At 29.6% G+C, this 25,029-nt stretch carries 31 protein-coding genes; 2 read left to right on the forward strand and 29 right to left on the reverse strand.

Annotated features, from left to right (window positions below):
• Positions 1-96 precede the first annotated feature (96 nt).
• On the forward strand, positions 97-1,131 hold the full coding sequence (locus BZ132_RS06910) for a hypothetical protein (protein WP_011407004.1): 1,035 nt from the start codon (positions 97-99) through the stop codon (positions 1,129-1,131).
• 8 nt (positions 1,132-1,139) lie between these two features.
• On the opposite strand, the gene BZ132_RS06915 is transcribed toward BZ132_RS06910, so the two are convergent.
• From BZ132_RS06915 to BZ132_RS07025, 23 genes are all read right to left on the reverse strand, one after another.
• On the reverse strand, positions 1,140-1,790 hold the full coding sequence (locus tag BZ132_RS06915) for a DUF5612 domain-containing protein (protein ID WP_011407005.1): 651 nt from the start codon (positions 1,788-1,790) through the stop codon (positions 1,140-1,142).
• A 283-nt stretch (positions 1,791-2,073) separates the two neighbouring features.
• A complete protein-coding gene (locus BZ132_RS06920; protein ID WP_011407006.1) occupies positions 2,074-2,724 on the reverse strand; it encodes a DUF5612 domain-containing protein in 651 nt (216 codons plus the stop codon).
• Positions 2,725-3,516: 792 nt separating this feature from the next.
• The gene (locus BZ132_RS06925) at positions 3,517-3,738 is read right to left on the reverse strand and encodes a hypothetical protein (protein WP_011407007.1); all 222 of its coding nucleotides are present in this window, start codon (positions 3,736-3,738) and stop codon (positions 3,517-3,519) included.
• Positions 3,739-3,879: 141 nt separating this feature from the next.
• Complete coding sequence (locus BZ132_RS06930; protein ID WP_011407008.1) at positions 3,880-4,086, reverse strand: hypothetical protein; 207 nt, start codon at positions 4,084-4,086, stop codon at positions 3,880-3,882.
• 182 nt (positions 4,087-4,268) lie between these two features.
• Positions 4,269-6,272 carry a ferrous iron transport protein B gene (feoB, locus tag BZ132_RS06935; RefSeq protein WP_112149746.1) on the reverse strand — a complete coding sequence of 668 codons (2,004 nt, stop codon included), beginning with the start codon at positions 6,270-6,272 and terminating at the stop codon, positions 4,269-4,271.
• 146 nt (positions 6,273-6,418) lie between these two features.
• Positions 6,419-6,640, reverse strand: coding sequence for a FeoA family protein (locus BZ132_RS06940; RefSeq protein ID WP_112149747.1), 222 nt, complete (start codon positions 6,638-6,640; stop codon positions 6,419-6,421).
• A 361-nt stretch (positions 6,641-7,001) separates the two neighbouring features.
• The gene (locus tag BZ132_RS06945) at positions 7,002-7,271 is read right to left on the reverse strand and encodes an energy-converting hydrogenase B subunit P (protein WP_011407011.1); all 270 of its coding nucleotides are present in this window, start codon (positions 7,269-7,271) and stop codon (positions 7,002-7,004) included.
• 19 nt (positions 7,272-7,290) lie between these two features.
• The gene (locus BZ132_RS06950) at positions 7,291-8,277 is read right to left on the reverse strand and encodes a respiratory chain complex I subunit 1 family protein (RefSeq protein WP_011407012.1); all 987 of its coding nucleotides are present in this window, start codon (positions 8,275-8,277) and stop codon (positions 7,291-7,293) included.
• An 11-nt stretch (positions 8,278-8,288) separates the two neighbouring features.
• Positions 8,289-9,440 carry a nickel-dependent hydrogenase large subunit gene (locus tag BZ132_RS06955; RefSeq protein WP_011407013.1) on the reverse strand — a complete coding sequence of 384 codons (1,152 nt, stop codon included), beginning with the start codon at positions 9,438-9,440 and terminating at the stop codon, positions 8,289-8,291.
• A 17-nt stretch (positions 9,441-9,457) separates the two neighbouring features.
• Entirely contained in the window at positions 9,458-9,910 is a 453-nt protein-coding gene (locus BZ132_RS06960; RefSeq protein ID WP_011407014.1) for an NADH-quinone oxidoreductase subunit B family protein, read from the reverse strand.
• 10 nt (positions 9,911-9,920) lie between these two features.
• Positions 9,921-10,448: a 4Fe-4S binding protein gene (locus tag BZ132_RS06965; protein WP_112149748.1), complete on the reverse strand. Its 528-nt coding sequence runs from the start codon at positions 10,446-10,448 to the stop codon at positions 9,921-9,923.
• Positions 10,445-11,800 carry a 4Fe-4S binding protein gene (locus BZ132_RS06970; RefSeq protein ID WP_011407016.1) on the reverse strand — a complete coding sequence of 452 codons (1,356 nt, stop codon included), beginning with the start codon at positions 11,798-11,800 and terminating at the stop codon, positions 10,445-10,447. Before BZ132_RS06970 ends, BZ132_RS06965 begins: the two co-directional genes overlap by 4 nt.
• A gap of 15 nt (positions 11,801-11,815) precedes the next feature.
• Positions 11,816-12,130: a hypothetical protein gene (locus tag BZ132_RS06975; protein ID WP_011407017.1), complete on the reverse strand. Its 315-nt coding sequence runs from the start codon at positions 12,128-12,130 to the stop codon at positions 11,816-11,818.
• 11 nt (positions 12,131-12,141) lie between these two features.
• A complete protein-coding gene (locus BZ132_RS06980) occupies positions 12,142-12,627 on the reverse strand; it encodes an MnhB domain-containing protein (RefSeq protein ID WP_011407018.1) in 486 nt (161 codons plus the stop codon).
• Positions 12,620-12,907: a hypothetical protein gene (locus tag BZ132_RS06985; RefSeq protein WP_011407019.1), complete on the reverse strand. Its 288-nt coding sequence runs from the start codon at positions 12,905-12,907 to the stop codon at positions 12,620-12,622. The genes BZ132_RS06980 and BZ132_RS06985 overlap by 8 nt, the downstream gene beginning before the upstream one ends.
• Positions 12,908-13,234 carry an energy-converting hydrogenase B subunit G, EhbG gene (locus BZ132_RS06990; protein ID WP_143740879.1) on the reverse strand — a complete coding sequence of 109 codons (327 nt, stop codon included), beginning with the start codon at positions 13,232-13,234 and terminating at the stop codon, positions 12,908-12,910.
• 18 nt (positions 13,235-13,252) lie between these two features.
• Complete coding sequence (ehbF, locus tag BZ132_RS06995; protein ID WP_286940694.1) at positions 13,253-14,767, reverse strand: energy conserving hydrogenase EhbF; 1,515 nt, start codon at positions 14,765-14,767, stop codon at positions 13,253-13,255.
• A gap of 33 nt (positions 14,768-14,800) precedes the next feature.
• Complete coding sequence (locus BZ132_RS07000) at positions 14,801-15,187, reverse strand: cation:proton antiporter subunit C (RefSeq protein WP_011407022.1); 387 nt, start codon at positions 15,185-15,187, stop codon at positions 14,801-14,803.
• Positions 15,187-15,471, reverse strand: a complete 285-nt coding sequence (locus BZ132_RS07005; RefSeq protein WP_011407023.1) for a DUF4040 domain-containing protein — start codon at positions 15,469-15,471, stop codon at positions 15,187-15,189. The genes BZ132_RS07000 and BZ132_RS07005 overlap by 1 nt, the downstream gene beginning before the upstream one ends.
• A 1-nt stretch (position 15,472) precedes the next feature.
• Positions 15,473-15,781, reverse strand: a complete 309-nt coding sequence (locus BZ132_RS07010) for a monovalent cation/H+ antiporter subunit G (protein WP_011407024.1) — start codon at positions 15,779-15,781, stop codon at positions 15,473-15,475.
• Entirely contained in the window at positions 15,781-16,047 is a 267-nt protein-coding gene (locus BZ132_RS07015; RefSeq protein WP_011407025.1) for a hypothetical protein, read from the reverse strand. The genes BZ132_RS07010 and BZ132_RS07015 overlap by 1 nt, the downstream gene beginning before the upstream one ends.
• Before the next feature lie 15 nt (positions 16,048-16,062).
• Entirely contained in the window at positions 16,063-16,374 is a 312-nt protein-coding gene (locus BZ132_RS07020; RefSeq protein ID WP_011407026.1) for a Na+/H+ antiporter subunit E, read from the reverse strand.
• Positions 16,375-16,519: 145 nt separating this feature from the next.
• Positions 16,520-17,251, reverse strand: coding sequence for a metal-dependent hydrolase (locus BZ132_RS07025; protein ID WP_011407027.1), 732 nt, complete (start codon positions 17,249-17,251; stop codon positions 16,520-16,522).
• Between the two features lie 203 nt (positions 17,252-17,454).
• Between BZ132_RS07025 and BZ132_RS07030 the strand changes: the two genes are divergently transcribed.
• Positions 17,455-18,633: an argininosuccinate synthase gene (locus tag BZ132_RS07030; protein ID WP_011407028.1), complete on the forward strand. Its 1,179-nt coding sequence runs from the start codon at positions 17,455-17,457 to the stop codon at positions 18,631-18,633.
• A gap of 119 nt (positions 18,634-18,752) precedes the next feature.
• On the opposite strand, the gene BZ132_RS07035 is transcribed toward BZ132_RS07030, so the two are convergent.
• The 6 genes from BZ132_RS07035 to BZ132_RS07060 form a co-directional block, all read right to left on the reverse strand.
• On the reverse strand, positions 18,753-20,225 hold the full coding sequence (locus BZ132_RS07035) for an NAD(P)/FAD-dependent oxidoreductase (protein WP_112149749.1): 1,473 nt from the start codon (positions 20,223-20,225) through the stop codon (positions 18,753-18,755).
• Between the two features lie 97 nt (positions 20,226-20,322).
• Positions 20,323-21,384: a Ni-sirohydrochlorin a,c-diamide reductive cyclase catalytic subunit gene (cfbD, locus tag BZ132_RS07040; RefSeq protein ID WP_048059914.1), complete on the reverse strand. Its 1,062-nt coding sequence runs from the start codon at positions 21,382-21,384 to the stop codon at positions 20,323-20,325.
• A complete protein-coding gene (locus tag BZ132_RS07045) occupies positions 21,384-22,553 on the reverse strand; it encodes a hypothetical protein (RefSeq protein ID WP_112149750.1) in 1,170 nt (389 codons plus the stop codon). Before BZ132_RS07045 ends, cfbD begins: the two co-directional genes overlap by 1 nt.
• 10 nt (positions 22,554-22,563) lie before the next feature.
• Positions 22,564-23,754: a redox-regulated ATPase YchF gene (locus tag BZ132_RS07050; protein WP_011407032.1), complete on the reverse strand. Its 1,191-nt coding sequence runs from the start codon at positions 23,752-23,754 to the stop codon at positions 22,564-22,566.
• 184 nt (positions 23,755-23,938) lie between these two features.
• The gene (locus BZ132_RS07055; protein WP_011407033.1) at positions 23,939-24,562 is read right to left on the reverse strand and encodes a cobalt-precorrin-7 (C(5))-methyltransferase; all 624 of its coding nucleotides are present in this window, start codon (positions 24,560-24,562) and stop codon (positions 23,939-23,941) included.
• A 176-nt stretch (positions 24,563-24,738) separates the two neighbouring features.
• Positions 24,739-25,029, reverse strand: a 291-nt coding sequence (locus tag BZ132_RS07060) for a hypothetical protein (protein ID WP_286940696.1), incomplete at its 5' end; no start/stop codon positions are given.

Below are 25,029 nucleotides of genomic sequence, written 5' to 3' on the forward strand. Positions count from 1 at the left end.
TCATAAAACTATGTTCAGTTTATCAAAACTATTATATATTAATATTATTTCATTCATAAGATTTAATTAGTAAAGTTTTTTAGGGAATAGTTTTATATGAATGTTAGACCACGTTATTTTATTGAAACAAAAGACAGTTTATTTTTTGCTGTTAACACTTATTATCATCCAGAAGATGCTGTTATTGCATTTTTAAGATACATTCCATGTGTTGATGGTGATAGAGAATTAAATGGTACTTTTTATAAGAAAGTTGATAGTAATCAAGCATATGATTATATTAAAAAGAATCATCCTAATTACCTATTTGATTGGAATGTTGAAAATAAAAAGATGATGGGTGTTCCACTAGAGGATATTAAAGAAATACACAGTCCTATTGATAGATTAAAAGAAATAATAAACGATGATTCACCTAATCCTTTTTATGAAAAGGTACGTTTACTTGCAAACATTTTTCATAATGAAGCAAACATTAGCTATGATAATATGGGTATTACTGGTTCTACTCTTGCAAGATTAGAAAAAGTTGATAGCTCTGATATTGATTTTATTGTATTTGGATTAGATAATCATAAAAAAGCTCGTCAATTATATGGTAGACTAAAAGATGATAAAAATAGCCCCCTGGATAGAATCAAGGGTAATTTTTGGAACAAAGTATATAATAAAAGAATAAAGGATGGTTCATTATCATTTGATGAGTTTATTTGGTATGAATCTAGAAAAAACAACAGAGGTCTTATTAAAGGTACTTTATTTGATATTTTATCTACCATGAATTCTGAAGACTTATCTATTGAAGAAAATGTATATTATAAACAAATTGCTTCTATGAAAATTAAATGTAAAATCATAGATGATAGTCAATCTTTTGATACTCCATCTATATATCAAGTATCTAATGTTGAAATTTTAGAAGGTCCTTCCATAAATATTGAAAAAATAGTATCATTTACACATACTTATGCTGGAGAAGTTATAAATAATGAAGAAGTTATTGCATCTGGTGTATGTGAAGAAGTAACCCATCTAGAAAATGGTAAAAAAACATACAACTTAATTATAGGTACAACACGAGAATCTATAAATGAATATGTAAAACTAGAAAAAAGTCCATTATACTTATAAAAAAAGAATTAAAGTACTTCTTTAATTCTACTAATATCAAGATTAGATGTTTCTGAAATAGCCATAACAGCCATAACACCTGCTTGAACTGGATCTGTTACAACTAAATCTAAATGGTTAATTAAAGAATCATTTCCATTAAGACCCACTATTTTAATATTGTAGTTATTTTTTATTTCATCAATTACCCCTATTATTGAATCTTCAATTTCTGATTCAGCAAGTACTATGCATGAAACACGAGGTAAATACCCTATAGCTTCTAATGCTTCAATTATATTTTTTTCTCCTGTTAAAGGTAATGTATCAATACTTATACGTTCACCACGAATATTATGACGATCTGCTTCAGTAATTGCACCTAAGACAACCTGTGATACCTGAATACCCGTTCCTATTATAATAATCCTTTTACCCCAAATTTCATCTGTAGGAAAGAATTTAACTACTTCCATAACCCCTGAAAAACCACGTAATTCAGAAATCAAACAGTCAATATCAACCACATTTTCTAATTCAACATATAAAAAAGCAGTATTTTCTGATTCGACACGAAATTGTGTGTAAACAAGGCCATACCCCTTCTTTGAAATATGACCCAATAGCTTCTCTAGAATATGTACCTTATTTTTAGTTGTTATTTCTATTGCATCAACCATTCTTAATCCCATACCCTTAAAACTTTTTTAAGTTATGTACTTCAATAATAACTAAAATATAACTTATTACATATTTTTTAGAGTTTTTTATTAATATATTTTTGTTATATGAAGTATTGACTAATATAGTATGAGAATAAAAATACTCTTTCTGATAATAATATAATTACTAAAAATACAATAGTATTCCCATAACATATTATTAAAAATAACTTAAATTCTAAAAAGATTATAAAATAAAGATTCTACAATTATTAAAAAAAAATAAAAAGAGGATATTGTCCTAGAGTACTTCATCAACTCTATCAATATCAAATTTAGCAGTTTTTGCTATTGACATTACAGCCATAACACCTGCTTGAACTGGATCTGTTACAACTAAATCAGCATGGTCTCTTACAGAACCAACCATATTAAGACTTATTACTTTAACTCCATATTTATTTTTTATTTCATCAATAGCATCCACAATAGATCCACCCATTAATGATCCAGCAAGTACTAAACAACCCACTCTAGGTAAACATCCAACGGCACGTACAGCTTCAGTTAATTTTTTTTCTCCAGCCAGTGGTAATGTATCAACACTTATACGTTCACCACGAATATTATGACGATCTGCTTCGGTAATTGCACCTAATGCTACTTGAGATACTTGTGCTCCACCACCAACTATGATGATTCTTTTACCCCATACTTTATCCATAGAAGGAGATAGTTTTACTTCTTTGACTTCTGGAAATTCCATTATTTCAGAAAGTACTTCTTCAATATTATCCACATGATCTAATTCTATATATGTAGAAGCATGATCATCAGATTCCATATATAAATGGGTATAGACAATATTAATTCCATTTTTTGCAAGATAATCAGTTACTTTTCTTAAAACTCCTGGTTTATCTATTGTCCTCATATTTATTGCATCTATCATCGTATCTCACGGTCCACTATTTTTTTAAATATATTATAATCATAATTATATTTATTATTTATTCTTTCTATTAATTAAAAATTTTTAATAATATAAATTAAGTTATGTTTTCATATCTTTTGAATAATATAATAATAAATCTTCATTTAATAAAAATAATTAATAAAAAATTATTTAAAAAAAATAAAGTAACATTTATATACTACCATTATACAATATTAAGAATAGTGGAAAAAAAATCAATAAAAACTAACCATTTTTTCACTATAAAAAATGCATATATTCTAAAAGGGTATTGTAGTATAAGTTTATCCCTCTTAGTCAGAGAATACCCTAACCTCTACTAAGTTAAGGATTAAAAAAAAAGATATAAATAATTAAAATCATCAGCAACACATAGTATGGTTTAAACAAACCAATTTAAACCTAGTGTTATGATTAAAAAAAACCCCTTAGTATGGATAATTTAATTAATATACCTACATTAGTATTGTATTAAACAATAAAATCCAGACCATGATGGTTGAAAATAAGTCAACTCTAATAAATTTGAATAAAAAAATATATCATAAATATATTCCATTTCACCACATTATACTCTTTAATAATAATACAATACCCCTAATAAATCCAATATAATAAAACTTTAAAAAAAATTAACTTTTAAATGTTTTACTTTTTATTTATTTTTATAATTGAATTTTTCTAAAAAGAATTTACTATTTTTATTTAGAATAAGAAAAAAATTTAAAAAAAAGTTTTTTTAATAATACATTTATTTTATAAAATAATTTAATTACCCATACGTAATTTTGACATTAATTTTCCCATAAACCCCATTTCTTCCTCTTTTTTAGGTTTTTTAGGTATATTTGTACGTGGTAATCTTACTTCATAACCACAATTTGGACATAATACATTATTTCCACCACAACCACAATTACAATCCATGGGTTGTGCTGTAGTTTCATCAAATTTGTGTCCACATAATTTACATTGAATCATTTTAGTCATGCCTCAATTTATATTAATATTCATATATTATAAATATTTATTGAAAAAATATTAAAAAATCCAAATTAATCATAAAAATTAGAAAATAGAATTAGAATTAAATTAGAAAAAAGTTTATGAAAAAAGTACTTCTATATTTATTTAAAAAAAACTTTTAATTCTATCCATAATTGAAAAATTAAAGTTTTCATTATTTGTTTTTTTAAATTCCTTTGGACGTGGCATATCATAACCACAATTTGGACATCGAACATTATTTCCATGACATCCACCAAAGGCACAGCTACATCCACATGGTTTCACATTTTTTTCATCAAATTTACAACCACATATTCTACATTGTATCATTGATAAGTCTCCTTTATTGTTTATTAAATAATTGTAATTAATAATTATAAAATTTTTATTAAAATTAGAAAAAAGAGTTTTATTCTTTTTTGATTTTCTTTATGACTTCTGGACTTGCACCTATAATCATAATAAACACCTCCATAAAATAAAAAAGATAGTATAAAGATTATACTATTATTTTAAGTAAATCCTAGTAGTAATCCTCCTTGATATACAATAAATGCCATTATATATGCTATAACACAACATGTTACTACACAGACACCCATCCACTTCCAAGAGTTAGATTCTTCTTTTATTGCACCAAGACATGCAAAACATGGAACATATAATAATGTAAATACCATGAATGATAATGATGATAATGGTGTGAATAATGATGGTAAAACTGCACTTATTCCATCTTCACCTACACCAAATAGTGTACCGAAGGTAGATACTACAATTTCTTTTGCCATTATACCAAATACTAAAGCTACTGCTGCTTGCCAGAAACCAAATCCTAGTGGAGCAAATATTGGAGCTATAATATTTCCAAACATACCAATTATACTTTGAACAGATCCTTCTTCTACACCTGGTGGTAAATTACCAAGTAACCATACAATAATGGATGTTCCTAGAATAATTGTACCTGCTTTTTTAATGAAAAGAGAACCTCTTTCCCACATGTGTAATCCTGCACTTTTAAGTGTAGGTAATCTATAAGGTGGTAATTCCATAATAAATGGTGCAGATTCTTCTGAAAATGCTGTTCTTTTAAGTAATCTTGCAACTATAATTGCTACTATCATACCAAGTATATATAAACCAAAAGTTATTTCTGCTTGGTTTGATACAAAGAATACTGCTGTAAATAATGCATATATAGGTATTCTTGCACTACATGATATAAATGGTAATGCTAACATTGTAGATATTCTATCACTTTCATTTGCTAATGTTCTTGTTGCCATTATTCCTGTTACATCACAACCAAAACCTAGAATCATTGGTATAAATGCTTTACCTGATAATCCCATTATTTTATACATTGCTCTATCAATAACAAATGCTGCTCTTGCTAAGTAACCAACATCTTCTATTAAACTTAGTAAGAAAAACAATATGAATATAATAGGTATAAATGTAAGTATGGAACCTACTCCACCAATTACACCATTTAATACAAATGATGATGCTAATCCATCACCTAGTATTGGAGTAATGCTATCTATAAGCATTGTAAATGCTTCATCTATTAAATCTTGGAATGGTCCTCCTATTGTATATGTAAGTTGGAAAACTCCATATATCACTATTAAAAATATTGGTATTCCAAGTATTCTATTGGTTACTATATCATCTATCTTATCTGTGAGTGTTTTTTTACCTGCACCAGGTTTTTTTACACAAATTTTCATAATTGAATCTATTTCAGCATATCTTGCATTGATAAATGCATCATCTACATTATCATTTAATATACCTTCAAGATGTCGTCTTATGTTATTTACTTTCTGTAGATTTTGTTTATCAGATGATTTTTCAGCAATGTCTATTACTTCATCATCACCTTCTAAAAGTTTTATAGCTGTCCATGAGTCTGGTGCTGAACCTATCTTTAAATTAGGAAATAGTCCTTTAACTTCATTTACATGATCATCTAATTCAAATCCATATGTTAATCTAGATGAACAATCTTTTGGATGGTTAGCTGCTTTGATTGTTGCACGTACTAATTCATTTAATCCTGTTCCTTCTCTTGCATCCACGACAACTATTGGAATTCCTAATGTTTCCTCTAATTTTTTTAGATTTATTTTGAAACCTGCATCTTCAGCATAATTTAACAAATTCACTGCTAGTATTGTATTAGCACCTGTTTCCATGATTTGTAATGTTAAATATAAGTTTCTTTGAATATTTTCTGCATCAATAACATTTATTACTGCATCATTTTCTTCATGAATAATTGCATCTCTTGAAACTTGTTCTTCTACTGAATATGGGGTTAGACTATAATTTCCTGGAAGATCTATAATTTCTATATCATAATTATCAAATTCAAAACTTCCAGATTTTTGTTCTACTGTTTTACCAGGCCAGTTACCAACGTGTTGTTTCATACCTGTAAGATGGTTGAAAATTGTACTCTTACCCACGTTTGGATTACCTGCTAATAAGAATTTTAGTTTCTCCATATCATACCTCTGAATAATAATATAAGTAGTAATTTAGGTAAACCTAAATTATGTTGGAATAATTTTTAAATAAAAAACAATGTTTAAATAAAAATAATCATGAACTTTTAATATTAATAAAATAACAATTGAATTAAAAAAAAGAGTTATTCTAACTCAATTGATTCCGCTTCTTCTTTTCTTAAAGCTAAAGAAAAACCTTGAATTCTAATTTCTACAGGATAACCTAATGGTGCCACTCTTTCAAGTTTTATAGGAGTACCATTAACAAGACCCATTTCTCTAAGATGTTTTCCAAGAGATCCTTTTACTTTATGTCTTTTAACAATTCCTGTTTCTCCAGGTTTTAAATCATTAACTGTTGTCATTTTTTTTCCCTCCGAGAATAATATTTTATTTCTATATGATATTTTATTAAATCAAACATCATTACCCAATAAAAAATTAGGTTTTAATTATTAAAATATTAACACATAATTAGTTACACCTAATTAGGTATACCTAAGTTTTTTATAGTATATAAATGTTGTGTTAATTAATTCCATTTAAAAATAAACAAAATACCACAAAATAAATAGAAATAATAAAAAATATACTAAAAAAATAACAAATAATATAAACAAAATTTAAGTTTAATATAACCTAAATTTATTTTTTTTATTCAAAAAAAAGTAGAAATAAATTATTATCAAAAAAAATCTAAAAAAAATAAAAAAGTAAAAAGTAAAATTAATTACTTTCTATAGCTTTTCTTTCTTCATCTAATTTATGTTTAGCCATTTGATACATTACTAAAAAGTCATCATCATCATTAACTGGAATTACTTCCAATCCTAATGCTTCATGTTCTTCAATCCATTCATCATTAAGAACAGGAACTTCTAGTTTAATTGGTTCATCTTCATGATTAACTACAATTAAATTTCTGAAAGATGTTCTTACTTCTACAATATAACCTGCTAAACCTATTATATGATGTGGTCTTAATACTATTTTCATTTAATCACCTTTTAAATCATTATAATACAGCAATTAAAACTGCTACTACAGCAACAGCACTTGTTGCTATAACTGTAGGGAAAAACTCACGGTTAGTGAATAATGGTGAGAATGCACTTACTACAGCTGCAGCTATTGTTATTATTATAGAACATATTATTGGTACAATTATTGAGATACCAAATACTGGTGGCATACCTAAGAATAATGTTGAATATACACAAGCTCCAACAAATATTAAGAATGCATGTGCCATTACATATACTGCTCTGTATTTTGACATGTATTCAAGTAAAGGACCTTGAATTACATCTGAATGACCTTCCATGAATGCAAATGGATTAGAGTTAAGTACAATTAAGAATCCTACAAAGAACACAATTGTTCCTATGATACCTGGAAGTGTGAATAATATTGGACCTGTAATTAATTGATATCTTACAATGTCTATTAAATTCAAACTTTTAGCCATTATTGCAGGAATAAATAAAGCTATATAAAATGGTAAACTACCATAAGATATGAGTTTTAATGATCTTTTTGCACTTAATTGTTCTATAAATGATTGTTTTGCACCAATATGTTTTCCACCTTTTGCTTGATCAGGGAAAGGCATGGTTTTTGATAAAAGTGATTGTGAGAATGAACTCATAAATAAGTATAACACTTCTTCCACTTTTAATAAACCAACTAATGCTACTAAACTAGCAAAAGATCCCCAAGCTACCATTACTTGTGGTATGAGTATGAGGAATATTGCTGCTACTATAATCAAAGTTATTAAAGGTAATATATTATATACTCTAGGCAATATTGCAGATGGTTCTAATACTTGTTTAAAGAAGAATTTTAATGTTGCATAGAAACCAGGACTTGAAAGTTGAGGACCAAGTCTTTGTTGTACTCTTGCCTCTGCTTTCTTTTCAATACCTGGTAACCATAAACATACAATACTTGCAATTATAAAAGCACCTATAACATAGCCTATTGATGTTACTATATCCATTGTCTGATCTCCTATAATTTAATTATTTGTATAGCTCTATCAGTACAAGTGAAACATGGATCACATGATACAATAGCAAGTTGTGCATCCTGAATTGGGTGTCCAATACAAGATTCTTGCATTGCACCAATGTTAGACATTGATGGAGTTCTTATAATACTATGTCTTACTTTTCCATCCTCTAAACCATATGAATGATAACATACTCCACGAGGTACTTCTATATAACTTTTATAAACTGGTGAGTCTACTAAATCCCAATCTCTTGTTACAATAGGACCTTTAGGTAAGTTTTTAATAACTTGTCTAATGATCTTTGTTGATTCAAAGATTTCAGTTGCTCTCATAAGAATATTAGCCCTTACATCTCCACCATCTTGAGTGATAATATCAAATTCAAAAGGTTCATATTCAAACATTTCAGTTCTAAAATCATATTCATATCCTGTTGCTCTTAAAGATGGGCCAGTTACATGTAAATCAAGTGCTTGTTTCTGTGATAATTCACCAGTACCAGTAATACGGTGCATTACCATTGGATCAGCTATGAATCTTTCAGCAAAATCTGCTACTTTTTCATCGATATAATCCATTGTGTCAAGTACTCTTTGTTGTTCTTTAAGATTTAAGTCAGCTCTAGGTCTTACTCCACCAAGAACTGATATTCCATATTGAACTCTGTTTCCACCCATCATATATAAAAGATCCATTACAGATTCTCTTATATAAAATATTCTCATAGCAAAGGTTTCATGACATAATACCTCAGATCCATGACCTAAGTATAACATATGACTATGTAATCTTTCTAATTCTTCTGCAAGAACACGTAAATATACTGCTCTTTCTGGAATTTCTATACCTAAAGCTCCTTCTCCTACACGACAGGAATTGTATATATGTCCGTTAGAACAAATACCACATACTTTTTCTGTTAAAGCATTTGCTTTTTCTACAGGTAGTCCTTCCATAATTCTTTCAATTCCTCTATGGTTTAAACCTACAGTAATTTCAGCATCTTTTACTATTTCATCTTCTACAAATAGTCTAACTCTGTAAGGTTCTAAAGCTGCCGGATGTACTGTACCCATATTGATTTCTGTTTCAAAAACTTGTCTTTCTGTTTTGTCACAAGTTGTTGCTCCATCTATTTTTGTAACCATATAAATACCTCTTCAAATTATTTATCTTCTTTTCCAAGTAGTATTGGTATTACTGATACTACTCCAGCTACAACATCTTCTGGCCTTACTGCACATCCAGGTATTTTAGCATCTACTGGTATAACATTATCTACAGGTCCTTCAATTTCTTCAGAAGGAATTTCTCCATGAATATTTTTGTATACTCCACCAGTTAAAGCACATGCTCCTACTGCAACAACTAATTTAGGTTTAGGTATTGCTTCGTAAATTTTAAGAAGTGGCTCTTTAGTCCAGTAAGTTACAGGACCAGATACTACTAAAACATCAGCTTCCCTTGGATTCCATGTTAAATACACATTGTATTGTTCTATATCGAATTTAGGAGACAATACTGTGTTAACTATTTCTATATCGCAACCGTTACATCCACCAGTATAAACTAACATAAGGTGTATTGCCTTTTTACGGGCTTGTGATTTTAATCCCATGCTTATCCTCCTAATTCTCATTTCCAGCTGCTTCTTGAGCTGCTGCTTTTTCTTTTAATTCTCTATTTTTCTGAATAATTGAATCATCAGTTAAATATTGAGCTATGTATTGGATTTTCTTCTCAGATACTTCACTTGGATCTAATAACATACTGTTTACATCCTTATCACATTTGTTTCCAATGTCATTAGGATGAATTGTTGCTGCTACTCCAAATAATGCATATACTGGACAGAAATCGTGACATTGATAACAATGTACACAGTTAATTTCATCAATCTCAGGAATTGCTGTTTTAACTATGCCATCAGCTATTTCTACAGGTTCTACTGGAACCATAATAATAGCTTTTGTAGGACATACATTAGAACATCCTCCACAACCAATACATTCTACTTCTGCAACTTTAGGTGATGGTTTCACATTACCATTTAATACATCTTCACGTAATTGTAAATCTGTTCTACATTCACTACCAAAAATTATTCTTTTAAGGTTGTTGTAGATTCCGTTGATAAAAACTTTTCCTAAACTCATATTGTAGCCCCAAAGTCTCTTTGTATTTTTATTGCTCTAGCAGGACATGCTGTCTTACAAGCTCCACAATAAATACATCTGTTGTTATCAATTTTTAAGTTACCTTCTTCATCAGGAGCAATTGCTTTGAAAACACATGCATCTATACATACTCCACAACCTACACATAAGTTATTGTTGATCATGGAATATCCACTTTGTATTTTCATTTTAAGTGGTGATGTTTTAGGTATAGCATTTACTGGACAGTAAATTCCACATTTTTCACAAAGAACACATTTATCAAAGTTAAGTTTTACTTCTTTATCTTCAATAGTTAATGCATCTTTTGGACAAACTTCTACACAAATACCACATTTAATACATTGTGCCCCAATTTCTCCATTCCATGAAGTATTTCCAAATTTACGTGCACCATATTTACATTCAGGAATACATCCTCCACAACCTACACATATACCTTCAAGTGTAATTTTTGAATCTGGAACAAATTCTAATACACCTTGTGGACAAGCTGTTACACATGGAGCATGTTCATAGTCTGCTGCACAATGTTCTTCATTATTAACATTATTACATAATGAACATAAATCTGCACTGAATCTAACTTTTTTATTGATAATTTGTAAACCATTTGTTGGACATGCATCTGCACATACTTTACAATCAATACATCCAATCATTTTTGTATCGTTTTCAACATCATATTCTGGTTGTTGAATTTCAAGTTCAAAGTCTTTTTCAATGATTGCATCGTTTGGACATTCAATTAAACATTTGTAACATAATGCACATTTTTTCATGTCAACTTGATATGCTCCACCTTCTTCAATAGGTCCAATTGCATTTCTTGGACAAACATCAATACAAGTATCACATTTTGTACAAACTCCTGGTTCTATGTATGAGAACTTAATTGAGTTTGTTGGACAGAAATATGCACATCTTCCACATTCAATACAATCATCATGATTTGTTCCTACATTGATTCTGTTGACCATTTCTTTTTCCATTTGAACTGGTCTTTTTGGTGGTGCCATTCTAGCATTATTTGGACATGCAGGTACACATACACCACAATTAGAACATAATCCCATGATTTTTCCATCTTTAACTGTGATAACACTTACAGGACATACATTCATACACATTCCACATAAGTTACATTTTGTTCTGTCTACTACATATCCACCAAATTTGTTTTTAAAGATAGCTTTGTTTGGACAGACTTTTTCACACTTACCACAGGTTATACAACTAACTGCTTTCCCATTAACTACTTTAATAGCATCAGTAGGGCAAGCATCTACACAATTTCCTGAGCCATTACAATTACCTGTTGTCATAAACATTTCATATTACCCCACTTAAGCCTCACTTTTAGTTCCTAATAATCCTCTTCCGACTATTGCACCAATAATAGCAACTACAAATCCTGGTCCTAATGGTAAACTTTCATAATATGGGAAAGTTCCAAACCAGTATGCTATGATGATTCCTGCAATTATTATAGCAATCCATGAGGAAGTATTGAGTTTTATACCTTTTGTTGGTGTTTTATGCATAATAACTCCTGCTAGGAAACCTATAATAAAACCAACTATTGTTGGTCCAGTATATAAGACTCCAAAAAGGTTAGGAGCCATTGATTGTAAAAACGGTACTGTACTTTCTATAACCATATTTACTCCCCCTATTCTATTTCCTCATCATCAACGTAGTCTTCTTTGTATTTAGTTACACTATAGAAAAGAACTACTAATGTTGTTAATCCTATAAATACTTTTAATCCTACCACTATGTTTAAATATGGAATTATTCCAGCATGTAATGCATCTGGGAAGTTAAATATAGCTTCTACACCAGATGGTACTAATCCATATATGTTTGTTCCTAAGTTATAAAGGAATGAACCACCTGTAAATAATCCACATAAACCAAGGAATACATAACCTAAAGCTCCAAAGCTTTCTATTATGGACATTCTTTCGTGTGAAAAATTAAATGGATTTTCTTTTAAACCATATGCAAGAATACAGAGAATAGCTCCTGAAGCCATAATAGCTCCTCCCTGGAAACCTCCTCCAGGTGTAATGTGTCCACCAAGAATAGTCATAGCACCATAACCTATTAATATAAAGGATAATGGGTATGATATTAATTTAAGAAGATCACTCATCGTCGTCGCCTCCAAGGTTTACTTTTCCTCTACCAAATACGAGCATAGTTGTTACTACAGCACTAACTAAGATTAATGCTTCACCTAAAGTATCGAATCCTCTGAAATCAAATACTATGTTTGTTACCAAGTTAGGTGCTACAGATACTCCTAATCCTTGATAGATATAGTTGATACCAGGGAATATTAAGGAACTGAAGTTATACATTGAACTTAAAAATACTGCTGAGAATGCTAGAAAAGATACAGCTAATGCTATTTTTCTAATAGAAGATTTCATCTATATTCCCCCCCAGTAGAATACTATTGATATTATTGCTAATGTTAAAACAGCATAAAACATCATATTATTTATATCATCGTTGTGTTCTTTGTACAATTTAGGCATGATTGGTGTTGCATACATAAAGATTATGATTAAGGCAACTTCTACAATTACCATCAATGCAGGACTTACTAATCTAATAGTCAAAGCAGCCACTAATAAAGATGCTATTAAGACTAATTCAGCAGACATGACTGATGATGTTACAGATCCATTAACTAATGTTTTCTTAGGATCATCCCCAAATGTACTTTTTAAAGTTTCGACAAGTTTATCGTACATATTCATTTTATCACCTTATTACATTATTAAAGCGGAAAAAGCCATGACTCCAAGTCTATTTACTACTAAATCAGGACATAAACCTATAATTAAACAAATAATTAAGAAGAATACCATTATTGCCATAGTTGTTTTAGGAACTTTTGCAGAAGATACTTCTAAATCATCTGGTTTTGGTCTAAGGAACATTGCATATGTGATTTTTAAGAATGCTAAGAAAGTTACAATACTTAATATAATCATAATTATTGCAAGTTCTGGTATTCCTGCACTTAATGCAGCTTGACATAACATGTATTTACTTTGGAATACATTGAATGGAGGTACTCCAGCCATTATAAATCCTGCAAGTACAATTAATAATGCTGCTACAGGCATATGTTCTAATAATCCACCAAGTTTACTGATTTTACTTGTTCTTGTTTTGTATAATACTAAACCAAATCCTACAAACAAGAATGAAGTTACTACTAATTCATTTACTGCTTGGAATAATCCTGCTGTTATACTGTATGGAGTTCCTAATCCTAGTCCTACACCAATATAACCTAATTCACCAACAGCTAAGTATGCGATGATACGTTTGTAATCATCTTGCACCATAGCCATACTTATACCTAAAATCATTGCAAGTACAGATACTGCAAGTATTGCCATTTGTACTGATGGTAAATATCCAAATATTCTAATTAATACTAAACCTATGGATATACAACCTATTACAGAGAATGATTGTAATAATACTGATCCACTAGGTAAACCTTTACTGTAAATTTCTGATTTAATTGCATTGAATGGTGGTAATCCTGTTGCATATAACCAACCATAAATTAACATACCTGCTGCAAATAATAATACTGGGTTTGTTGGATCTACTGCTCCATTGTGTATCATCATTACAATATCAGTTATGTTTACGTTACCTGTTAATCCAAGTAATAAAGCAATACCCAATAACATGAAGGAACCGCCTATTTCTCCAAGTAACATGTATTTTAAACCAGTTTCATAATTTCCTCTTACTCTTGATACGAGTATTAAACCTACTTGAACAAGAGCTGCTATTTCAAAGAATACATATAAGTGGAATATATCATCTGTTAATACAAATGCCATTAATGCTGCTGAGAGCATGAATAATAAATATAAGTATACTCCAGATGTTTTCTTAGTTTCTGCAATGGATATGAATACTGCACACATTGCAACTATACCTAATATAAATGCAACTACTTGTTGTCCAGGTCCAAATGCATATGTAATTGCTGGGTGGAATAATTCTAGAACTGATCCAGAAATTATTGCTTTAGATAATGCAGGTAATTGAACTGCTAATCCACCAGCTGCTAGAGGTTTATATCCTCCAAAGAAATGGTTTCCATATGTTGCTACTAATGGTACTATTGGTAAACAAATAGCAGTAATAACTGCCAATACTTTTGTTATTTTTTCAGAACCATGTAATAGGTTAACTAATATAGCACAAATTATTGGTATAATAACCATTAATGGTAAAAAGATAGTTCCATCCATTATAAACTACCCCCCATTGCTGTAATTACAGTACTATTCATTATTATCCTCTCCAAATCTTTTATCATTTAAAAGAACGGATGCACTTAAAGTACCATGTCTTTTATATAATACTACTGTCATTGCTAACATTACAGCAAGTGTACTTGCTCCAATTACAATACTAGTAAGTACTAATGCAAATGGTAATGGATATGATGCTTGACCTAAGAAGTTATTTACTTCCATATTTTGTAAAAAGATATATGTAATTCCGTTAACTTTGTAACCTAATGAAATTAATAATAAATTTACACCATCACCTATAAATGCAGCCCCAATAATTTTCTTAACAACATTATCTAGATAAACTAATGCTACTGTACCCATAATCATTAAAAGTGCTGCTGTAATTAAAGCTCCTAATTGTACTGATAACATTAGGAATCACCTTCCTCTTTTGATACAGGTTGTTCTCTTGTTTTAAGAATTGTAAGAGCTACTAATGTTGGTACAATAGCTGCTCCCACTACAGCTTGTGTTAATGCTACATCGGGTGCTAATAAAACTTGATAAATTGCTGCTAAAATAAAACCAGTAATACTAGTTAATACAGCCATTTTAATTAAATCTTTTTGAATTAAACAAACAAATGCACCTAATATTGCAAATAAATATAAAATCCAAGGTACTGCATTTTGTATTATTAAATTTATATCTGCCATTTTATTGCTCCCCCTGTTCTCCACGGAAGTGTCCACTTGCTATTGCATGAGTTGCAAATGGTGCTAATATAAAGTATGTCATTCCTAAAGCTGGTTCTCCAAGAAGTATTAATATTAACACGCCAAGCATATCTACAATACCTAACATTTCTAATCTTCCAAATACGACATATTTAACATCGTCATCGGTATTACATAATAGTCCTTTTGCTGTAATTAAAACGAATATACCGCAGATTATAAATATTAACCCTATAATTAATCCAACAGGATCTACATTTAAAGTAAGTTCTAATGCTGCTTCAGTCATTATAAATCGCCCCCACCTAATACGTAGGATACAGCTATTGTTCCTACAGGACTTAATATAAGTATTGCAAATGCTATGTCTCTACAGAAATCTATTCCAGTAAGTGAAGATACCATTGTTAAAACAATTGCAAGTGCAATTGTGAAACCTGCTACCCCAGCTAAAGCTGAACCAATTGTTCTTCTTGCTGCAATTTTTACATTTGCTAGCATGTAAACAATTAGACATAACATGAGGAACAATTCAGATATTGTTAAAAAATCCATCTCATCACCCTATGTTTATTCTAACATTTTCTTAATATATGGCTCAAGAGGGATAATATCTCCAGTTGAACGAGGTGTTAAAGCTGAAACTGTTAAAACACGTTCTTCTTGATCCATACTAACAGTGATAGTACCAGGTGTTAATGTGATAGTATTTGATAGTATTGCAAGAGATACTGGTCTTTCAAGATCAGGTTTAATCTTTACAACTATAGGATCAACATCGCCCTTGAGACAGCAAATACTTGTGTCAAGTATTGCTTTAATTATTTCGACTACTAATACTACGAAAAATTCTATTCCGTAGATTATTCTAGTTAAAAACATAAATTAAACTCCGTTTTTATTATAAATTTAAATCAATTAGCTATAAAAACTTAATACTTAAAAAAAGAAAAACTTCAAAATTCTAAGTATATAGTATAATAAAATATATATCAAAACCACATATTTAATAGTTATGAAATGATTTTTAGGCATACTTAAAAATTGAAGTAAAATTAGTTAATAACGAACCATTCACTGTTATATAATGCAACGAACAGATAATCCAAATTAATATTAATAACAAAGCCATAGATCTATGATACTTTTTATAACTAACTGGTATAAACAAGCAAAGTCCAGCTGGAGTCCATAAATCCAAGATAATATGACTAATAGCACCAATAAAAAACATTAAAAATACATTACTACTACCAATATTACCATAATCCACTGGAAATAAAAATAAATAAATTCCAACTAGTAACACATACCATAAAAGATACTTTCTACTAACAATAAAATAACCAACAAGTATCATTACAACAAATAATAAAATACTACTTGGCCAAGCAATATTAGAAACTATAAGCAACTTATTAATAAATGGAATAAAACCCATAACAATCAATGTAAATAGAAATGATAATACACTAACACCAAGCAATGTATGTGTAAATCCCCTATGCTTAGAAACATAAAAAATACCTGCAACTAAGATAATAATCATAGCAGATAATGGGAGTTTATCATAAACTGACAAGGCCACAGCAAGAATCACACCAATAATAAACATCACCACAACCTTATTTTTATTATTAACATGATCCATATCTGGTATAGATGCTCCAAGTAGAGCAAAAAACAAATAGAAAAGTGAAGGAGCAAATGGAAGTGCAAATAATATACCTGCTATTGCATGATTTCTATAATTTGACATATTAAAAAATTCACCAAATATAACTTAATATCTAAAGATTTATACAAACAAATATAATAATATTCTCAAAAATAACCAATAAAAACCTAAATTATATTACAAAACAAACAGATATATAATAATATATATCTCAATACACATAGAGAAATATTACTTTTATAAAAAAAAATATTAATTTAATTATAAAATAAAAAGGTGAAACAATGGAAAAAGTAGTATTAGCATTCAGTGGAGGATTAGACACCTCAGTATGTGTTAAATTATTACAAGAAAAATATAATATGGAAGTTATCACAGCATGTGTAGATGTAGGACAACCAGAAGATGAAATTAAAAAACCAGAAGCAGCAGCTCAAAAAATTGGTTCAGACAAACACTACACAATAGATGCAAAAGATGAATTTGCAAAAGAATATGCATTCAGATGTATAAAAACAAATTCATTATATGAAGGATACCCATTAAGTACAGCATATGCAAGACCATTAATTGCAAAAAAAATAGTTGAAATAGCAAAAAAAGAAAATGCTTCAACAATTGCACATGGATGTACTGGAAAAGGAAACGATCAATTCAGATTTGAAGCAACCATCAGATCAGAATCTGATCTAGACATAGTTGCTCCTGTACGTGATTATAACCTAACAAGAACAGAAGAACAAGACTATGCACGAGAACATGGAATACCTCTTCCATCGGAAAAAATATACAGTATAGATGAAAACCTATGGGGTAGATCAATAGAAGGAGGATTACTTGAAAATCCTGCAACAGCTGCACCAGAAGAAATATATGAATGGACAAAATCCACAGTAGATGCACCAGAAACTCCACAAATTGTTAAAATAGAATTTGTTAATGGAGAACCTGTAAAAATCAATGATGAAGAATTAGAACCTGTAGCTCTTATTAGAAAAGCAAATGAAATTGCTGGTAACAATGGAATTGGTAGAATAGATATGGTTGAAGACAGAATTATTGGTCTTAAATCAAGAGAAAACTATGAAACACCAGGCGCTATTCTTCTTATAACAGCACATGCTGCTCTTGAAAAATTAATATTCAGTAGAGAAGAAATTAAATTTGCAGAAAACTTAAGTCAAAAATATGCTGAATTAGTATATAATGGTCTTTGGAATGAACCATTAAGAGAAGATCTTGATGTTGTAAATGATCATATGCAACAAAGAGTAACAGGTACTGTTGAAGTAAGATTACATAAAGGTTCAATGAAAGTTATTACAAAAGAATCTCCTTATGCATTATATAATGAAGAAAATGTATCATTTGAAGATAAAGGAATTGATCAAAGAGAAATGATTGGTATGGTAAAATACTACGATCTTCAAGGTGCAGAATACTCTAAAGTAAAAAGAGAATAGATACTCTATTTTCAATTACTTTTTTTTATCCAAAATAAACACTCTTTCTAAAAAAAATTACTATAAAAACTAGAATATATTAAAAAAAATAGTTAAGGGAGTTATACCCTAAAATTATCTTATTTTTGAATTAAACCCTGTGCTCTAAGACTTTCAGTAAAAGATAAGTTTTCTGAAGTATCATCTACAGGTTTATCCTCTTCAGCATCAGTAGATTCTTCTTTAACTTCACAACAAGAAGAATTTATTTCAGATTCAATTGCTTCAATTTGTTCAAGACAATTAGCTGCTGCTTGAGCTATAGGATCTATTACCATAGATACTGGTGGTGCATATGAAAATTCCATAGATACTACTTCATCACATTTAAGTTTCTGTGACATAATAGCTGTCATTGTATCTACTCTTTCAGCTACTGCTTCTTGACCAAACATTTGACAACCAATAATTGTACCATCTAATTTTGATATTAATTTAATGTGTAATGGTTTACTTCCAGGATAATATCTTGCTCTGGATAATGTATCAATATTACTTACTACAACATCAATACCTTCTTTTTGTGCACTTTGTTGTGTTATTCCAACTGCACCCATTTCCATAATACCAATTTGAGATACTGTTGAGTTTAAAACTGGTTTAAATTCAATTTCATGACCTGTTAAATGTTTAGCTAAGATAATACCCTGTCTTACAGCTGTAGTTCCAAGTGGAGATAGTGTAATTTGACCTGTTATTGCATCAATTACTTCAACACAGTCTCCTACAGCATAAACATTTTCCACAGACGTTTCCATATGAGAATTTACTTTAATTGCAAATTTTCCTAATTCACAGCCAATACTTTCTGCAAGTTCTGTTTGTGGTCTTACTCCTGTTGATAATATAACCATGTCAGCAGGTTGTACTTCACCATCAATAGTTACTGATTCTACTTTTGTTTCTCCATTAATTGATTCTACTGCAGAACCTGTGAGTATTTTAATATTTTTTCCTTGAAGGTGTTCTTGGAATTTATCAGACATTTCTTTATCAAATGATCTAGGGAATAATTGTGGCATCATTTCTGCAATTGTTACATTTAATCCTTTATGAGCTAATTCAGAACCAAGTTCTAATCCTATTGCTCCCCCACCAACAAGAACTACATTTTTAGATTTTTCAGAATATGCTAATATTTCTTCTCCATCTTCTATTGTCCTTACTTTAAATACCCCTTCTAAATCCTTACCTGGAATTGGAGGCATTAATGGTTTTCCACCAGTTGCTATTACTAATTTATCATATTTAATATTTTGTTTGTTTCCATCTTTATCTTCATATGTAATTTCAGTATTATCATGATCTATTTCTGTTACACGAGATTCTGTCATGATTCTAATATCTTTACTCATGTATTCTTCTGGTTTGTGCATAATAATATCATCAAAGCTATCAATATGTCCACCAATTACATATGGAATTGCACAAGGAGAATATGCAACATTTTTCTGTGTTGTAAACACTATTATTTGAACATCTTTATTGTATTTTCTTATATTGGATGCTGTTGTTAATCCAGAGGCTCCTCCGCCTATAACTACTATATTCAATTATGTCACCTATACAAAATTATCTATACTTATATATATTAAGTTTATATCTTTTATATTTTAGTTTATTTATTAGAAATATTTCAAAAACTTTAGATTATTCTAACAAACCACGTAATGTAGATGCAAATTCAGATTCAACTATATTTTTTGCTCCAAGAGTTTTAGAATGTGCATCTAACTCTGTTATAACATAATCATATCCCATATCCATTAATGGTTTAACAAGTCTTGGTCCATCAGTAACAGCTATTGTTTTTCCAGGTACCTTTGTTATATCAACTGCATGTGGTACTCCAAGTACTATTGTAACATCACAATCCTCATCTTCAAGTATAGTTTGTGCTTTAATACCTGTAACTGGATATTCATCAAGTCCACCTGTAATATAATCCATTTTTTTATCTACATTACTATTCACAACAGTTGCATGATGTTTTATATATGGAAGTCCTATATTTTCATCTGTATTGGCTATAAATACAGGTAGATTATCAGGATAATACTTTGACCATGGAACAGACATTATATCTGCAAAAAGATAACTTGTTTCTTTTTTAGCATTTAATACAATTGAAACTTTTTTATTTACATTTAATGCATCAATAATCATATTTGCAACTTTTACCTTATTATCCCCATAATTTGGCTGAATATATTCACCTTTAGCCATACCCCTTGTTTTTTCTAGTTGAGTAGCCTTTTGTAACATTTGAGTTTGTCGTTTTACTTCATCTTCATCAATTAACTCAGCTTTATTTGCTGCTTTAAGTGTTAATATTGCTCCTGCAGTATTATCTCCAGAATCAAATCCACCATGTGTTTCCACTACTATTATATTAGAGTCAACATCTGCTTCCTTTACAACCTTTTTCATATTTTCCCCAATAATCATACTAGCACATGTTCCAACTACTCCAATATTTTCTGGTTTAAATGTTTCATAGACTTCTCTAATTGTTTTAGATAATTTTTCACCAGCACCAAATATGAAATCATTCTCACTCATAGCTGTTGTTATTACTCTTATTCCCTCATCTTCAAGTAATCTTCCTGTTCTAAAACAGCAGCCTGCAGGACCATGCATTATAATCACATCCACTTCTAAATCTCGAAGTGTGTATAGTGCTGCTGCTATTGGACTTGGTCTTGGATGTATCATAACATTTCACCTTTTTTTAATCTATACTGTCCAACACTACTATATTTCACATTACTGAATTTTTCACTATCAAATAATGGTAGTGCTGTTATTATTATTTTCTCAATTTTTGATGGATTAATATTTCTATATTCTGGCGTGTCTATCATTACAATTATACAATCTGCATCATATATTTCATCAAGAGATATTTTTTTAGCTCCATGTGCCTCTATAATATCCTCTGATACCTTATCATCATGTACCCATACTTCAACATCTCTTTGTACAAAATCATCAATAAGTATTAATGATGCATTATCTTCTTGTGTTTTAAGTGTATCATCTGTTGTTATTCCAAGTATTGCTACTGTTGTTTCAAACATTGCAAGATGTTCCTTTAAAAACAATTCCTTTTCTGCCATGTATGCCATGTGATATGCTACATAGTTATTTGTATTCCTGGATGTTTCTGATAATTGTACAGTTTCACCATATTCATTTGCCAGATTTATTATCTCTGATGAATCCCTAACAATTTCCTGTTTAAGTACTGGTTGTGGATATGGAATATTCACATTATTATTCATATTTGCAATATCTATTGCATCAATTAAATCTATTGTTAGTGCTTCTGAAAGTATTGCCATTTGATTTGAAAGTGCAATTAGAGTATCCTTATATGCATTTTGTAGTAGAGGTATCATTTCTGCTGTTTGAATATGTTTTGTTGTTTTTATTGTTTTATTCATATTTTCATATAGATTACATGTTCTCTTAAGACTATTTTCATTTCTACCTGCAATTATTCTAGTATCTTCTTTAATTATTGTAGTATATGCAAGATTTATATCAGGAATTAATTCATATTCATCTATTATTTTAGACATTTTATATACTGTTCTTGGAGGTACTTTTGTATCGAATATCATCAAAGTATCATCATTTATACTATCACAAATAATGTTACAAGCCTCTTTCAGAGGACTTATATCGTATTTTTCATTAATAATACAGTTTTGTGTGAATATAATATTATCTGCCCTTGAGAAAATATCAACAGTATTTTCTTTTTTAAAATCTGTATTAATACTACCTGTATTATCATATACAATAATTTCATCTGAATTAATATTTGAATATCGTTCTAAATCAGTATCCTTATCAGGATAAATTACAGTTATCATGAAAAAACACCTATTTATTTGAAATAATACTGATAATATCTGATTGTTTAAGTTCCTGTTCACTTGATATTCTCATATTCTTTCTAGCATCAATTGCATGGGTAAAACCTTCACCAATATCAGTATGTATACAATATGCAAGATCCCTTGGATTGGAACCTTTAGGTATGAGAAGTGCATCAGGTAAAATATTTCCTTTCTGATCAGAATATTTATGTTCATCTTCAACAGGATACACTACAATTTCTTCTAAAACATCATATACTGCAGTATTTATAGTTTCTTGAATACCTGTTGAACCATATTTTTTTAGAACATTACTATCAATATATTCTAGTGCCATTTTCTGTTTTTGTGATAGATTCTCTTCATCAATAATTTCAAAGTAATCATCACCTGACTTATATTTTATTAATCCTGCCTTTGTAGCATTTACAAGAGCAAGTTCTGATTCAGCACTTGTTGGTATAACTTTTTCATATTTCTGTTTTAGTCTATTAATGTTTTCTTCTGCTTGTGGAGTATCTATCTTATTTGCAACTATGATAATAGGTTTTGCAAGTTCAAGTAATTTATCTAAAAATCTTAAAATATCATCTTTTTCCCATTTATCATAATCATCATCCATAATTCTTTCTGCTTCAATTACATCATCAAGAAATACTCCTGCGCCACTTAATTGATCTGCAATAACCTTTGCAAAGTTTAAGTGTTCAGACATTACCTTTCTTATGAGTCTTGGCCAATTTCTCTCTAATATTGAATAAACCCACATTGTTACCTCATGTTTTAGAAAGTTAACATCATCTAATGGGTCATGACTTCCAATTTCACATGGATTTCCTTCTTCATCTGTTCCACCAGATGCATCTATAATATGAATTAATGCCCTTGCTTGACTTAAATCATCTAAAAATTTATTTCCTAAACCTTTTCCTTCATGTGCCCCAGGAACTAATCCTGCAACATCAATTAATTCCACAGGAATATATCTTATCCCATCCTCACATTTACCAGTACGAGGATTACATGAAACATCCAATTCACTACATGGACATTTTGCTGTAACATAAGCTATTGCTGCATTTGCATCTATTGTTGTAAATGGATAATTTGCAACTTCTGCCTCTGATAACGTTGCTGAATTAAAAAATGAGGATTTACCTACATTTGGTTTTCCAGTTACTGCTATTTGTAACATATCAAGTCTCCTTTAACTATTTCGTATCTTTTATATAAAAATTAATTTAGATTAATAAAATAAATCATGAATTATCATGTTTAAACTAATTCTCCTATATTATTATATCTCATTACTAATTTAATAATATAAGGTTTTAAAAAAAATAATAAAAATTAATTGGGGATGATGAATAATTTCTACTCTAAACTACCACAACACACATATATCCAAAGTCCATCTGTTTTGCTTCCTCAAGTGTTACATGAACCACCTGTTCATCTGGATAACTTAGTTTTTCACAGATTGTTATTCCATGTTCTGGACTAAAACCATTATCTATAAGATATTCTGCAAGTTCACTAATATGTCTATTTGGAAGAATTATATTTGGAACATTATTATCAATTTTATCTAACAAGTCCTTTGTAGGTGCTTTTCCTCCATGAATTGTTATTAAATTTGCACTATCCCATGGTATTTCAACTTTTGCTGATGCTAACTGAACAGAACTTATACCTGGAATTACATTTAGTTTTGTATTTGGTGATAATCTTTGAATTGTTTTTAACATACCAGAAAAACCTGGATCACCTGTTGATAATACAGATACATTAAGTCCATCATCAAGATATGATACTGCCTTTTTCACAGTATTTGGAATATCTCTTGGCTCTAATACAACCATTTGTGCATCAAGATAGTCAAATAACTCTAAAGATCTCTTACTACCTACTAATACATCTGATTTTTCTATGGTTTCAACAGCATTTAATGTTAAGTATTCTCTAGCTCCAGGTCCTATTCCCACAATATTTAATTTATTCATAACCTACACCTTCTAAAACAGTAATAGTTTTACTTAATAAATTATATGTACATACTTATTAAATAAAGTTAAGTAAAAATATAGACGAGATATTAAAATTATCTAAATATAACAATAGTTTTTCAAAATAAAAAAAAAGAAGAAGAATATGATTTTATTTCAATATTCTTATTTATTTAAACTTTCAGTGTCGTGGTTGTTGTTGCTTTTTCATAGATTGATGTTTCACCAGTCATAACCACTAGTGTGTATGTTCCTTTAATTGTTGGTGGAATCATATCTATGTCTGCTACTCCATTTACTGCTATAGCATTTGCTTGTGTTTTTCCATTGAGTTTTACTACAACTTTTGTATTTCCTGTCACTGGTTTATTGTTATTATCATTGATTTTCACTGATACTGTTGCTGTTTTATTATTTACTAGTTTTGCTGTTGCTGTTACTTTTGTTGGTATTTTCACTGTATT

This window comes from Methanosphaera sp. DEW79 (assembly GCF_003266085.1).
In the GTDB taxonomy this organism is placed as follows: domain Archaea; phylum Methanobacteriota; class Methanobacteria; order Methanobacteriales; family Methanobacteriaceae; genus Methanosphaera; species Methanosphaera stadtmanae.